The sequence below is a fragment of the Roseovarius azorensis genome (assembly GCF_900109455.1).
Classification (GTDB): domain Bacteria; phylum Pseudomonadota; class Alphaproteobacteria; order Rhodobacterales; family Rhodobacteraceae; genus Roseovarius; species Roseovarius azorensis.
Genome location: NZ_FOAG01000006.1, coordinates 93,978 through 108,423, shown reverse-complemented (window position 1 = coordinate 108,423; position 14,446 = coordinate 93,978). Strand labels below are relative to the sequence as shown.

12 protein-coding genes are annotated in these 14,446 nt (G+C 64.2%); 7 read left to right on the top strand and 5 right to left on the bottom strand.

Features of this window, described 5'->3' with window-relative positions:
• Positions 1–3 precede the first annotated feature (3 nt).
• The 4 genes from BSG08_RS10630 to BSG08_RS10615 all read left to right on the top strand — a co-directional run bounded on the left by BSG08_RS10630 (position 4) and on the right by BSG08_RS10615 (position 4,855).
• Positions 4–342: a P-II family nitrogen regulator gene (locus tag BSG08_RS10630; protein WP_093036786.1), complete on the top strand. Its 339-nt coding sequence runs from the start codon at positions 4–6 to the stop codon at positions 340–342.
• Positions 343–368: 26 nt separating this feature from the next.
• On the top strand, positions 369–1,721 hold the full coding sequence (locus tag BSG08_RS10625) for an ammonium transporter (RefSeq protein WP_425439277.1): 1,353 nt from the start codon (positions 369–371) through the stop codon (positions 1,719–1,721).
• Positions 1,722–1,844: 123 nt separating this feature from the next.
• Positions 1,845–3,680 carry a DNA mismatch repair endonuclease MutL gene (gene mutL / locus BSG08_RS10620; protein WP_093036326.1) on the top strand — a complete coding sequence of 612 codons (1,836 nt, stop codon included), beginning with the start codon at positions 1,845–1,847 and terminating at the stop codon, positions 3,678–3,680.
• Complete coding sequence (locus BSG08_RS10615) at positions 3,677–4,855, top strand: DNA recombination protein RmuC (RefSeq protein WP_093036324.1); 1,179 nt, start codon at positions 3,677–3,679, stop codon at positions 4,853–4,855. The genes mutL and BSG08_RS10615 overlap by 4 nt, the downstream gene beginning before the upstream one ends.
• A gap of 8 nt (positions 4,856–4,863) precedes the next feature.
• Here the strand turns inward: BSG08_RS10615 and BSG08_RS10610 are convergent, their stop codons facing one another.
• The 5 genes from BSG08_RS10610 to ilvD all read right to left on the bottom strand — a co-directional run bounded on the left by BSG08_RS10610 (position 4,864) and on the right by ilvD (position 11,062).
• Positions 4,864–7,377 carry a cation:proton antiporter gene (locus tag BSG08_RS10610; protein ID WP_093036322.1) on the bottom strand — a complete coding sequence of 838 codons (2,514 nt, stop codon included), beginning with the start codon at positions 7,375–7,377 and terminating at the stop codon, positions 4,864–4,866.
• Between the two features lie 110 nt (positions 7,378–7,487).
• Entirely contained in the window at positions 7,488–7,973 is a 486-nt protein-coding gene (locus tag BSG08_RS10605; RefSeq protein WP_093036319.1) for a flavodoxin family protein, read from the bottom strand.
• A 51-nt stretch (positions 7,974–8,024) separates the two neighbouring features.
• On the bottom strand, positions 8,025–8,402 hold the full coding sequence (locus tag BSG08_RS10600) for a hypothetical protein (protein WP_093036316.1): 378 nt from the start codon (positions 8,400–8,402) through the stop codon (positions 8,025–8,027).
• A gap of 13 nt (positions 8,403–8,415) precedes the next feature.
• Entirely contained in the window at positions 8,416–9,174 is a 759-nt protein-coding gene (locus tag BSG08_RS10595; protein ID WP_093036780.1) for a DUF6478 family protein, read from the bottom strand.
• A gap of 130 nt (positions 9,175–9,304) precedes the next feature.
• Positions 9,305–11,062: a dihydroxy-acid dehydratase gene (ilvD, locus tag BSG08_RS10590; protein WP_093036314.1), complete on the bottom strand. Its 1,758-nt coding sequence runs from the start codon at positions 11,060–11,062 to the stop codon at positions 9,305–9,307.
• A 97-nt stretch (positions 11,063–11,159) separates the two neighbouring features.
• Between ilvD and BSG08_RS10585 the strand changes: the two genes are divergently transcribed.
• The 3 genes from BSG08_RS10585 to BSG08_RS10575 are packed head-to-tail and all read left to right on the top strand — an operon-like array spanning position 11,160 to position 14,314.
• Positions 11,160–12,047, top strand: coding sequence for a CPBP family intramembrane glutamic endopeptidase (locus BSG08_RS10585; RefSeq protein WP_093036311.1), 888 nt, complete (start codon positions 11,160–11,162; stop codon positions 12,045–12,047).
• A gap of 60 nt (positions 12,048–12,107) precedes the next feature.
• The gene (gene accD, locus BSG08_RS10580) at positions 12,108–13,043 is read left to right on the top strand and encodes an acetyl-CoA carboxylase, carboxyltransferase subunit beta (RefSeq protein ID WP_093036777.1); all 936 of its coding nucleotides are present in this window, start codon (positions 12,108–12,110) and stop codon (positions 13,041–13,043) included.
• Positions 13,040–14,314, top strand: coding sequence for a bifunctional folylpolyglutamate synthase/dihydrofolate synthase (locus BSG08_RS10575; protein ID WP_093036308.1), 1,275 nt, complete (start codon positions 13,040–13,042; stop codon positions 14,312–14,314). The genes accD and BSG08_RS10575 overlap by 4 nt, the downstream gene beginning before the upstream one ends.
• Positions 14,315–14,446 lie beyond the last annotated feature (132 nt).

Here is a 14,446-nt window from a genome sequence, read left to right as displayed (position 1 = left end):
GACGTGAAACTCATCATTGCAACGATAAAGCCGTTCAAGCTCGAGGAGGTCCGCGAGGCGCTGACCGATATTGGCGTGCGCGGCATGATGGTTACCGAAATCAAGGGCTTTGGTTCGCAATCCGGCCATACCGAAATTTACCGTGGCGCCGAATATGCGGTAAATTTTGTGCCCAAGATCAAACTCGAGATCGCCGTATCGTCCAGCATGGCCGATCAGGTGGTCGACACCATCACCAAAACCGCCCGCACCGGCAAGATCGGTGACGGCAAGATCTTCGTGCTCGACATCACTCAGGCCGTACGTGTGCGCACCGGCGAAACCAATGACGACGCGCTGTGATCGCGCGCAGGGGAAAGGACAGACCAATGAATTTCATGCTCAAACTCGGCCTCGCCGCAATGCTCGTCGCACTGCCGCAGCTTGGCCTCGCCCAAGAGGCAACGGCTACCGCCGAAGCGGCTACGCCCGCCGCCGTGCCCACTGATGTGGTGTTCATCCTCAACTCGCTGCTCTTTCTCATCGGCGGGGTTCTGGTTTTCTTCATGGCCGCCGGCTTTGCCATGCTCGAGGCAGGGCTGGTGCGTTCCAAGAACGTGACCATGCAGCTGACCAAGAACGTCGCGCTCTTCTCGCTGGCGGCGATCTTCTACTACCTCATCGGCTATAACCTCATGTATCCGCTGGGCACCTGGTCGGTCGAAGGTATCCTGTCCGGCGTCTGGGGCCCTGGTGTGCTTGAAGCCGTGGGGGTCACCGCAGAGGACGCCGATGACTATTCTTACGCCGCGACCGGCTCGGACTTCATCTTTCAGCTGATGTTCTGCGCCGCCACCGCCTCGATCGTTTCGGGCGCGCTGGCCGAACGGATCAAGCTGTGGCCATTCCTCGTCTTTACCATCATCCTGACCGCCGTGATCTATCCGCTTCAGGCCAGCTGGAAATGGGGCGGCGGTTTCCTTGACGAAATGGGCTTTCTCGATTTCGCGGGTTCTACGGTTGTGCATTCGGTGGGCGGCTGGGCCGCTCTGGCGGGGGCCATCATCCTCGGGCCGCGCATCGGCAAATACGGCAAGGACGGCAAGGTCCACCCGATACCCGGCTCCAACCTGGCACTTGCCACGCTCGGCATGTTCATCCTGTGGCTGGGCTGGTTTGGCTTCAACGGCGGCTCGCAGCTGGCCATGGGCAGCGTCGGTGACGTGGCCGATGTCAGCCGCATCTTCGCCAACACCAACACCGCCGCGGCGGGCGGGGCCGTAGCCGCACTGATCCTGACGCAACTTCTCTACAAGAAGCCGGACCTCACCATGGTGCTGAACGGCGCGCTGGCGGGTCTGGTGTCGATCACCGCGGAACCGCTGACCCCCAGCCTCGGGGCTGCCACCCTGATCGGCGCAGTCGGCGGCGTGATCGTGGTCTTTGCCGTGCCCTTCCTCGACAAGCTCAAGATCGACGATGTGGTCGGTGCAATCCCGGTGCACCTCTTTGCGGGCATCTGGGGCACGCTTGCGGTGCCGCTGACCAATTCGGACGCTAGCTTTGGTACCCAGATCATCTCGATCGTCATCGTCGGTGCCTTCGTGCTGATCGCCTCGGCTGTGGTCTGGATGATCATCAAGGCTAGCATGGGCCTGCGCGTCGACGAAGAGACCGAGATCAACGGTCTCGACATGGCCGAAATGGGGATGGAGGCCTATCCCGAATTCTCCAAGGGCTGATCGCGCCTCTTCCCGATCCGTTCTCCGAGAGAAACCCGGGCGTTCGCGCCCGGGATTTTTCATGCCCGGGCTGCATCCGGCCTCTCTGGCAGAATCGCCCCAGACCATGCTAAGTATTGGGGCATGAACAGCCCGACCCCCAAGATAAGCGCAAATCAGCCCATGATCCGTCAGCTTGACGAGGCGGCGATCAACCGCATCGCCGCCGGTGAAGTGGTCGAACGCCCCGCCTCGGCGATCAAGGAACTGGTGGAAAACGCACTCGATGCCGGGGCCAACCGGATCGAGATCGCCTATGCCGACGGCGGCAAGACGCTGATGCGCGTGACTGATGACGGCTGCGGCATTCCGCCCGATCAGTTGCCGCTCGCACTCGCGCGCCACGCCACCTCCAAGATCGACGGCTCGGACCTGCTCAACATCCACTCCTTCGGCTTTCGTGGCGAGGCGCTGCCTTCGCTCGGCGCAGTCGCCCGCCTGACCATCACATCGCGCGCGCCAGGGCATGAAGCAGGCGAAATCGCCGTCTCGGGCGGACAGGTGGGCGCGGTCAGGCCTGCCGCCCTCACCTCGGGCACCATCGTCACCCTGCGCGATCTCTTTTACGCCACGCCTGCACGCCTCAAGTTCATGCGTTCCGACCGGGCCGAGGCGCAGGCGATCACCGATATCGTCAAACGCCTCGCCATGGCCGCGCCCTTCGTCGGCTTCACCCTGCGCGATGTCTCTGGCGGCGGCGAGGGCCGCGTGACCTTTCGCGCCGAGGCGGAGACCGGCGATCTTCTCGATGCGCTCTACGGTCGCCTCGCCCATATCCTTGGCACGGAATTCGCCGGGAACGCGCTGCGCCTCGCTGCCACGCGCGACGGTCTGACCTTGACCGGCTACGCCGCCCTTCCCACCTATTCGCGGGGGGCTGCGATCGCGCAGTATCTCTTCGTCAATGGCCGTCCGGTGCGCGACCGGATGCTGCATGGCGCGCTGCGCGCCGCCTATCAGGATGTGCTGGCCCGCGACCGCCACCCGGCGGCGGCACTCTTCATCGACTGCGACCCGACGCTTGTCGATGTCAACGTCCACCCCGCCAAATCAGAGGTCCGATTCCGCGATCCCGGCGTTGCGCGCGGTCTCATCGTCTCGGGTTTGCGCCACGCCCTCGCCGAGGCAGGACACCGTGCCTCCACCACTGTCGCCGGGGCCACGCTGGGGGCGTTCCGGCCAGAACCGGCCGCAGCAGCGCGCATCTACCAGATGGACCGCCCCACCCCCATGGCCCGCGCCGCCGCCTATCAGGCTCAGTCCCCCGGCTTTGCCGATATGGCCGCGACCTACAGCGCCCGCATCGAGCCGACAGAAGATCCTGACGACACACCCACCGCCCTGCCTCTTGGGGCCGCCCGCGCGCAGGTTCACGAGAATTACATCATCGCCCAGACGGACACCGGCCTCGTCATCGTCGATCAGCACGCCGCTCACGAACGCCTCGTCTATGAACGCCTCAAGGCACAGATGGCCGACGCCGGTATCGCGTCACAGGCCCTACTGATCCCTGAAATCGTCGATCTGTCAGACACTGACCATGCCCTCCTGACCGAACACGCGGATGACCTCGCCACCCTCGGACTCATTATCGAACCCTTCGGCCCCGGAATCATCGCCGTGCGCGAAACCCCGGCCATTCTCGGCCCGGTCAACGCCGCCGCCCTCCTGCGCGATATCCTTGACGAACTGGGGGACGCGGGCGACAGCCACACGCTGCGCAGCCGAATTGATGCGATCCTTTCCCGCGTCGCCTGTCACGGTTCAGTCCGTTCGGGCCGCCGCATGTCCGCCGACGAGATGAACGCACTCCTGCGCGAGATGGAGCGCACGCCGATGTCCGGCCAGTGCAACCACGGCCGCCCCACCTATGTCGCGCTGGAACTGTCGGACATCGAACGTCTGTTTGGCCGCACATGATCCAGATCGGCCCCAACAACCATGCGCTCGACGATCCGCTGACTCTCGCCGTCCTGTTCGGTGCGGGCCTGATCCTGCTGATCCTGATCCTGCTGGTCATGGCGGTGCGCGCCTCTGCCCGCTCCGCCCGCATGGCCGAGCCGCTGGCCTATCAGGTCAACCAGCTTGGCCAGCGCGTTCAGGGTCTCAGCGATGGCCAGCACCAGTTGGCAGGCGGCCTCAACCACGTCTCCGAAGCACAGGCTGCCGCCCAGTCCCACCTCCTTCAACTGATGGAAAAACGCCTTGCAGAGGTGTCGAACCAGATGTCAGAGAACCTTCAGGGATCCGCCCGCCGCACCGCGCAATCGCTCGGTGATCTGCAACAACGCCTGCAGGCCATCGACAAGGCGCAGGATAATATCACCAAGCTGTCGGGCGATGTTCTGTCGCTTCAGGATATCCTGAGCAACAAGCAGACGCGCGGGGCCTTTGGTGAGATCCAGCTCACCGATATCGTGACCAAGGCGCTGCCCTCGGACAGTTACAGCCTGCAACATACACTGACGAGCGGACGCCGCGCCGATTGCCTCATCCACCTGCCCAATCCGCCGGGTCCGATCTGTATCGACAGCAAATTCCCGCTCGAGGCCTACGAAGCCCTGCGCCGCGCCAAAACCGATTGGGACTTGAACGAGGCCGCCAAGGCCATGCGCGTCGCAGTCAGAAAACATATCCGCGACATTTCCGAGAAATACATCATCGAGGGCGAGACCGCCGATGGCGCGCTGATGTTCCTGCCGTCCGAAGCGGTCTATGCAGAATTGCACGCCAATTTCCCCGAACTGGTGCGCGAGGGATTCACCGCCCGTGTCTGGATCGTCTCGCCCACCACCTGCATGGCGACGCTCAACACCATGCGCGCCATTCTGAAAGACGCCCGGATGCGCGAGCAGGCCGGCGCGATCCGCCGTGAACTGGGCCTTCTGTTCGCGGATGTGGACCGGCTGGGCAACCGCGTCGAGAATCTCGACCGGCATTTCCATCAGGCCGCCAAGGACATTTCCGACATCAAGATTTCCGCTGACAAGGCCGGTCGCCGAGCGCGCCGCCTCGACAATTTCGACTTCGAGGAACTCGCGCCCGAGACCGATCCAGCGATCCTCCCAACACCGTCACCCCGGGGACAGACCTGACGCCACCCTCACCCCGCCTTTGCCACCTCTGCAAGCAGCGCATCCGCCGAAATCCCGCGCCGCGCCGCACTCGCCCGCACCGCGCCCTGCAATGCCTCGCTGCGCTGCAACAGCTTGCGGAACCGGATCTCGTTCAGCACCAGCAGCGTCGAGGGCGCGATCGCCTTGACCTCGGTGCGGCGGGGCTTCTGCATCAGAATCGCCATCTGCCCAAACATTTCACCGCGCCCCAGCCGCCAGATCTGACCGGCGCTTTCGACCTCGACCGCACCCGAGGCGATAAAAAACACGCTTCTGGGCGCACTGTCCTTGCGGATGATAATCTCGCCCGCATCCGCATAACGGGTGCTCAGCGCCCGTGTCAGCCGCTTCAGCGCCGTCGGATCCAACCCGGCAAAGAGCGGGAACTGCTGCACTAGTTCGGCCCGCTGCAAGGCCAGATCCAGCTTGGGCCGCTGCTCCGCCTCTGATCGGCGACGGGCGATATCCTGCGTCAGTGCCAGATACAATTCCGGCCCGATCAATCCATCCTCACGCATGGAACCGTACTCACGCTCTTCCAGCCGCAGCGCGGTGCGCCGGATGAACCGGCGCTCCAACTCTTCGGCATAGCCCGGATATTGCAGACGCAACCCTTCCAGTGCGGTTTCCAGCGCCTCTACCCGCCGCGCCAGCAGCTCGTGCAACAGATCGGCCACGCGCCGCCCGTGAATCCGCCGGATTCGCCCGTCGATGAATCCGTCCAGATCGCGCAGGATCAGCCCCTGCGACAGCAGGATCTCGAAACGATCCGCCATCATCCGCGCCAGTGGCCGGGAAATCCTGACGCGGTTGTGCAACCGGGCGGCGATGCGGAACATGCGCCCATAACCGACACTCTCGCTCGACGCGCGCCGATAGCCGTTGCGCCCGCCGCTCCGCGTCGCCTCGATCAGCCGATCAGCATCGGACAAGAGTTGTTCAGCCAATCGCGCCGACACGGTGCGCTCCTGCACCTGTTCGATGATCGCGTCGCGCTCTGCCCCGGCCAATGCGATCAGGCCCAGCGTGATCCGCTCGCGGTCGAGGATCTCGGCCTCTTCCTCCGCAGCCTTCACCGCCTCGTCCAGCCGGGCGGCAAAGCGCTTGGCCTCGCTGCGCACGATATCTCGGGTCAGGTCATAATCCTCGACGGTGCGCGCGACATCCTCGCGCACGGTCTGCAGCGCCACGGCGATGACCTGATTGCTGAGCGCCTGATCAATCGGCGAAAGCCGGTCAAGCCCCAGACGCCCGATCACCCAACGCAGCGTCGTGCCCTGTGCAAATAACGTGAAAAGCGTGAACCCGGTGGCCAGTATCCCCACCAGCCGCTTGACCTCGATCGGCACCCGTAGACTTTCGGTGACAGCCAGCGCCAGCGCCAGGGTGACCGCCCCGCGCAATCCCCCCCAGAGGATCGCCACGCGATAAGGCCGCTCCACCACCGGCGACAGGCGGATCAGGCTCAGTACCGGGAAAAGGCCGAAGAGGATCACCGCCCGCGCCGCCACCGCCGCCAGAATCACCACTCCGATCAATGCGAAATCCGACCAGCGCACCTCTTCCAGAAGCCGCGGAATGAGCAGCGCAGCCAGAATAAAGATCAGCGCTCCGGCCCAATGCGCGAGCAGTTCCCACACTTCGCGCAGATTGGTCCAGACCTGCGGCGGTAACCGCCCCGGTGCCGTAAGGTTAACGGTCACCCCTGCCACCACGACCGCGATCACACCCGACGCACCCACGCTCTGCTCGGCCACGATATAGGCCAGATACGGCAAGGCGACCGAGATCGTAAGTTCTGCCCGTTCATGCCGCGCCAAGAGCGCCATGAGCCACACCGCCAGCCGTGCCGCAATCCAGCCGGTCAGCACACCACCCGCAATCAGCACCGGAAACTGCGCCAGCGCCTCACCCAGCGCCGGGTCCGGCACGCCCAACATGACAAACCCCATGAACAGACCAAAGAGCGCAATCGCCGCTGCATCGTTGAGCAGGCTTTCGCCCTCGATGATTCGCGTCAGCCGTCGGGGCGCGGAAATCGACCGGAAGATCGCAACCACCGCCGAGGGGTCGGTGGTAGAGACAATCGCCCCGATCAACAGACAGGCTGCCAGCGACAGCGCGCTCACTGCCGAGAGCGCATAACCCACCACCAGCGTCGAGACGACCACCGCGACCACCGCCAGCACCAGGATCGGCACCCAGTCATCCAGCATCCGGCGCAGGTTCATGCCCAGCGTCGCCTGAAACAGCAGCGTCGGCAGCAGCACGTAGAGAAACACGTTGGACCGGATCGGCAGGCCCAGAATCGCCTCCGCTACCGGATTCAGCGCGTCGGTCAGATCGGTCTGCAGGAAAAAGATCGCTGCCGCCCCGATCAGACTGCCCAGACCGGCAAGGATCACACTATAGGGCAGTCTCAGCCGCGCAGCCAACGGCTCGGCCACCCCGATGACGAGGAACAAAACAGCAACAACGGTGGTGACGAAAACAATATCCATTTCACAATAGGATAGACCATGACCGCTTAAGTGGAAATGCGCGCCTGCGGCATCGGCAAGGGAAATTTGCCAGCCGCGTCACCCCTTGCCCCGCCCGGATGCACCGCCGGTCAGAACGCGCCCATTTCCAGTCCTGCCGCCAGAGCAGCCCCCAGCGCGCGGCACTCTGCCAGATCGGCATCGGAAATGGTCTTGTCCGCCAGGATCGCCTCGGGCGTCTGCGCATGGGTGCAAACGATCATCGGTTCCTGCACCACCCGCAGCCGCCAGCCCTGCGCAATCCGCGCGATCTGCCGCGCCGCATTGCTGCCGTCCGAACCCGCGCACACCATCTGGGCATAGGGCCGCCCCTCGATCCGGCCGAGCACCGGATAATAGCACCGGTCAAAGAATTCCTTCATCATACCGGAAATCGCGGCAAGATTTTCTGGCGCGCAAAAGATATAGCCATCGGCGCGCAACAAATCGTCAGGCCCCGCCGCATCGGCGCGCCTGAGAACGGTTGCGGCCTCATCGTGCGCGCCCTCGGCGGCGGCCTCCGCCATCTGCCGAGCACCGCCCGTCCGCGAGTGATAGACAATCAACAGTTCTGCCATAACGCCAGCCTAACGCGGCCGGGACGGCCTGACCATATCCGGCGATCCGACCTACATCGTTTCCTGACAATGCCGCCGGAACGCGCGTTTCAGAAGATCCAGTTCCTCGCGCAAGAGAGAGATTTCGGCGCGGATGTCGTGGCTCAGCACATCCCCCGCGATCAGCGCGAAACTGTCCAGCACATCGCCTGTCCGCCGGTCGCGGATCACGAATGTCTGCACGCCATCCGCGATCCGTTCGACCGGGACCGGCACGCGCACCTGCCATAGCCCTTCTGTAGCGTTTCCGGTCACCTCGACACCATCAAGCGGCTCCTGCAGATGGGTCACCTCGATCTCTGGCAGATCGTTGGCGGTGCCCTGCCGGGCCAGCACTCCCTCCCAGACTCCCCCAACAAGGCGCGTTCGGGTCAGCGTCCACTCGCTCATCGCCGGTCCTTTCTCACAGTTCCGCACGCGGGCGGCGGCTGAAGGTCAGATCGCGCAGCACCATCTGGCTCATCTGCGGATTCTCGAAGATCAGGTCGATCCAGGCCCGCCCCACCCGCTTTTCATTGAGGTTGGTATAGGCCAGATCAAACTCGACCGTAATCGCCTTGTCGTTCTGCGGCAGTTCGCGCACGATCTGCTCGGTGTTGGGGCCGTGTCTGACGTTCAGCCGGGCAAAGACTTCCAGCGGCTTTTCCAGTTCCAGAATTGCATCCATGCGGATCAAATGCCGCCGCTTCAACCCGTCGATCGCTTCTTGTGGCAAATCCAGAACCAGCGACAGGAAAGAGCCGTCAAAGGCAAACACATCCATCCGCAACCCGTATGCGGCCAGGTCCGCCGCGCGATTGTTGCGCAACTGACGGAGCGACAACTCAGACCGGGTGCAATCATGGAACAACGTCACTTCGCTGCCCAGTGGCGTTTTTGACGTAACCGCCGCCAGTCCCTGCACGGGTAGCGGCGCGCGCCAGGGTTCCGGTCGCCAGGACCAGTCCGTGCCATGCGGCTTGGGAAAGGTCTCGGAGCCGATCATCGGCAGGGTCAGCCGACTATCCGCGACCGACATCAACTCGTTCAGCACGTAAATCAGCCTGCGCGCGCGCGCGCGGTGTCGCCGCAAGGCGGAGAGCGGCATCATCGGGGCATTGCGCGCCACCTTGCGCCATTTCCGCAGAGCCAGCCGGTGCGTCATCGCATCCATGAATTTCATCTGCACCGCACCATGCATGACCCGTCCGCAATCGACACTCTGCCGATCTGACCCTCATATCGTTTCCATAGCATTAACGTTAATCTGGAAACAATCCACCCGGATCATCACGCGGCAGGCCCGGCTCCGCTCAGAGATCCATGTAGATATGCCGCTCGGCCGCGGCCCCCGGATGGGTGACAGCGCCCTTGTAGGTCTCGCCCACCAATTGCGCGTATTTCCACAACGCGCCCGAGGCATAGATCGTCTCGCGCGGGCCGGGCCACGCCTCCTTGCGCCGGGCCAGTTCCTCATCGCTCAGTTCCACCGACAACTCGCCCTTGATCGCGTCAATCGTGATCATGTCGCCCGTCGCGATCAGCGCAATCGGTCCGCCATGCGCCGCCTCGGGGCCGACATGGCCCACGCAGAACCCGCGCGTGGCGCCCGAGAACCGGCCATCGGTGATCAGCGCCACTTTCTTGCCCATTCCCTGACCAGACAGCGCCGCCGTGGTCGCGAGCATCTCGCGCATGCCGGGACCGCCTGCGGGGCCCTCGTTGCGGATGACGATCACCTCGCCCTCCTCATAGGCGCGCGCCTTCACCGCCTCGAACGCATCCTCCTCACATTCGAACACCCGCGCCGGGCCGGTAAACACCTGATGCTCGGGCGCGATGCCTGCCACTTTCACAATCGCCCCCGTCGGGGCAAGATTGCCCTTTAGACCGACAACGCCGCCGGTCTTGGTGATCGGCGTGGCGATCGGATAGATCACCCGGCCGTCCGCCTCGCGCGTGATCATGTCCAGTTCCTCGCCGATGCTGCGCCCGCTCGCGGTCATGCAATCCTCGTGGATCAGCCCCGCCTTGCGTAATTCCTTCATCACCACCGGAATACCGCCCGCGTCATAGAGATCCTTGGCCACATAGGCCCCGCCCGGTTTCAAATCGACGAAATAGGGCGTGTCGCGGAAAATCTCGCAAACATCCTGCAAGAAGAAATCAATTCCCGCCTCATGCGCGATCGCGGGCAGATGCAGCCCCGCATTGGTGCTGCCCCCGGTGCAGGCCACCACCCGCGCGGCATTCTCCAGCGCCTTGAGCGTGACCACATCTCGCGCACGGATGTTCTTTTCCAGCAGGTTCATCACCGCCCGCCCCGAGGCATCGCCATACTGATCGCGGCTTTCATAAGGGGCTGGCATGCCCGACGAATTGAGCAGCGCCAGACCGATCGCCTCGCTTACACATGCCATGGTGTTGGCGGTGAATTGCCCGCCGCACGCCCCGGCAGACGGGCAGGCCACCCGTTCCAGCATTTCCAGCGCCGCATCGGACATGGTGCCGTTCTGATGCCGCCCCACCGCTTCGAACATGTCCTGCACGGTCAGGTCACGGCTACGGAAATCCTCGGGGATCTCATCAACCTGCGGCGCCTTGCCCGGCAGGATCGAGCCGCCGTAGATAAAGACCGACGGCACGTTGAGCCGCACCATCGCCATCATCATCCCCGGCAGGGATTTGTCACAGCCCGCCAGCCCCACCAGCGCGTCATAGCAATGCCCGCGCATCGTCAGCTCCACTGTGTCGGCAATCGCTTCGCGCGATGCCAGCGACGACCGCATTCCCTCATGCCCCATGGCGATGCCATCCGTCACCGTGATCGTGGTGAATTCGCGCGGCGTGCCATGCGCCTCGCGAACGCCCATCTTGACCGCCTGCGCCTGCCGGTTGAGCGCAATGTTGCAAGGCGCCGCCTCGTTCCAACAGGTCGCCACACCCACCAGCGGCTGATGAATCTCGGCCTCGGTCATGCCCATGGCATAGTAATAGGACCGGTGCGGCGCACGCGCCGGGCCTTCGGTCACATAGCGACTGGGCAGTCTGGCTTTGTCGATCTTGGTCATGAGAGGCCTCCCGGATTTGCTGAAATCGGTCTAGGCCAGAGGCGCGGCGGGGGCAAGGCGATTGCAACACCGCCCGCCTGTGACTAGCTTGCAGCCCATGCGATATGCCGCCCATGAAATCCTCATCGCCCCGGCGCGCGCCACGGCCAGCCTGCGTCGGCTCATGGTCGGCATGGCCATTGGCGTGCCGCTCTTTGTGGGCCTCAGCCTCGGCTATGCCAGCCTGCTGCCCATCGTCACCGGACCCGAGACATGGGCGCGCATTTCCCCCGGCATTGTCAGCGCCACCAGCCCCGAGGGCGTGCTGATCAATCTGCTGACCTTCGGCCTCCTGATCGTGGCGCTCGCCGTCACCCTGCGCGTCGTGCACAAACGCGGGCTGATCAGCACCATCGGCCCCATCGGACCCGCCACCCGCCAGTTCAGCCGCGCCCTGATCGCGATGATCCTGCTGTTCGGCGCAGTCCTGCTGATCCCCATGCCGGAACCGCTGGAGCCGGAACCTAACCTTGCCTTCGGCCGCTGGGCCACATTCCTGCCACTGGCGCTCTGTGGCCTCTTTCTTCAGGTCTTTGCCGAAGAACTGGTGTTCCGCGGCTATCTCCAGAGCCAGCTTGCCGCCCGCTTTACCTCGCCCCTCATGTGGATGGTGCTGCCGTCGCTGGTCTTTGGCGTGCTGCATTTCGATGCGGTCACATTCGGCCCTAACGCCTGGCTCGTGGTCGCATGGGCCAGCATCTTTGGCCTCGCCGCCGCCGACCTGACCGCGCGCTTCGGCACGCTGGGGCCTGCAACGGCACTGCATTTCATCAACAATTTCGGAGCCATCCTGATTGCCGCCCCCAAAGGGCAATTCGACGGGCTGGCACTCTATGCCTATCCCTTCACGATGGAGGACGAGGGCGCCGTGCTCGCCATGATGCCCACCGACCTCCTGTTCCTGCTCTGTGGCTGGCTTGCAATCCGCCTCGCCTTGCGCGGCTGATTGCATTTCCCGCGCGCCCTGCTTATGTGGGGGCGCAAACCGAATGCAGGGACCGGCCCGATGAACTGGATCACCAATTACGTGCGCCCGCGGATCAACTCGATCTTCTCGCGCCGTGAAATCCCGGAAAACCTCTGGTCCAAATGCGACGCCTGCGGCACCATGCTGTTTCACCGCGAACTCAGCGACAATCTCAACGTCTGCACCAGTTGCGGCCATCACATGACCATCTCGCCGCGCGCCCGACTGACCGCCCTCTTCGACGGCGGCGTGTTCTCCGAGGTAGAGGTACCCCTGCCCACGCCCGACCCACTGCATTTCCGCGACCAGAAGAAATATCCCGACCGCCTGCGCGCCGCCCAGAAACAGACCGGCGAGAAGGAGGCGATGCTGGTCGCCACCGGCGAGATGGGGCGCACCCCCATTGTCGCTGCGGCACAGGACTTCTCGTTCATGGCAGGGTCGATGGGCATGTATGTCGGCAACGCCATCATCGCCGCCGCCGAGACGGCGGTGAAACTCAAACGCCCCCTTATCCTGTTTTCCGCCGCAGGCGGCGCGCGCATGCAGGAGGGGATTCTCAGCCTCATGCAGATGCCCCGCACCACCGTCGCCGTGCAGATGCTGCGCGAGGCCGGGCTGCCCTATATCGTGGTGCTGACCCATCCCACGACCGGCGGTGTCACCGCGTCCTATGCCATGCTGGGCGATATCCAGATCGCCGAACCAGGCGCGCTCATATGCTTTGCCGGGCCGCGCGTGATCGAACAGACCATCCGCGAGAAACTGCCCGAGGGCTTTCAGCGCGCCGAATACCTGCTCGACCACGGCATGCTTGACCGGGTGACACCCCGCACCCAGCTGCGCGAGGAACTGATCACCATCACCCGGATGCTGCTCGACCTGCCGCCCGCGATCAAGGGCGACCTGCCCGCGCCCGAGGTGACGCAACCCGCCAAGACTGCGGAGCAGCCCAAGGACGCCCGCAGGAAATGAGCGCGTCCACATCCGATGTCATCCTCGCGCGGATGATGGCGCTGCACCCGAAAATCATCGACCTCACGCTCGATCGCGTCTGGCGTCTGCTGGATGCGCTCGGCAATCCGCAGAACGATCTGCCGCCGGTGATCCATATTGCGGGCACCAATGGCAAGGGCAGCACACAGGCGATGATCCGCGCCGGGCTCGAGGCGGCGGGCAAGTCCGTGCATGCCTACACCTCGCCGCATCTGGCGCGGTTCCACGAACGTATCCGGCTGGCCGGAGAACTCATTGCAGAGGACCACCTGACCGCCATTCTCGACGAATGCTATGCCGCCAACGGCTCTGACCCGATCACCTATTTCGAGATCACCACCTGCGCCGCGATTCTGGCCATGGCCCGAACCCCGGCCGATTTCACGCTGCTGGAGGTGGGTCTCGGCGGGCGGCTTGACGCCACCAACGTGATCGACGCGCCTCTGCTGACCATCATCACCCCCATTTCCATCGACCACGAGCAATATCTGGGCAACACGCTGACCAGAATTGCAGGCGAAAAAGCTGGCATCATCAAGCGCCGCGTGCCCTGCATTGTCGGTCCCCAACCGGATGAGGCGCTGGAGGTGATCGAAACCACCGCCACCCGCCTAGGCGCCCCACTTCTCGCATATGGCCAGCACTGGCACGCCCATGAGGAACACGGGCGGCTGATCTATCAGGATGAAACCGGGCTGCGCGACCTGCCGCTGCCCAACCTGCCGGGGCAGCATCAGATCGAAAACGCCGGTTCTGCCCTTGCCGCCCTGCGCTATCTCGATATGGGCGACGATGTGCTGGAGGCCGCCGTCACCCGCGCCTTCTGGCCTGCCCGCATGCAAAGGCTGAAAACCGGCCCGCTGGTTCAGGCCGCGCCTCAGGCCGAAATCTGGCTGGATGGCGGCCACAACGCTGCCGCCGGTCAGGCGCTTGCCCGGCATCTGGCCTCGCTGCCTGTGCGTCCCACGCATCTCGTCTGCGGCATGCTCAACACCAAGGACATCGCAGGTTATCTCGGGCCGCTTGCGGCTCATGCCGCCTCGCTCACCGCGCTGTCGATTCCCGGCGAGACCAACACCCTGCCCGCAGAGGTGACCGCAGAGGCCGCCCGCGCCGCTGGTCTGCCCGCGACCACCGCCGAAACGGCGCTCGATGCGGTGACCGGGATCGCCAGACAGTGCCCCGAGGCGCGCATCCTGATCTGCGGCTCGCTTTATCTCGCGGGTGGCATCCTGCGCGAGAACGGCTGAGCCATTCCGTACGGTTCGCGCCCTCAACCGTACGGAATGCCCCCGCCCGACTCGCCCTGTTGACCGATTCAAACCGCTGCGCCATAGTGACAGCAACCAGGGATTTCCGCGCCGCGCGCGGCGCATGACGGC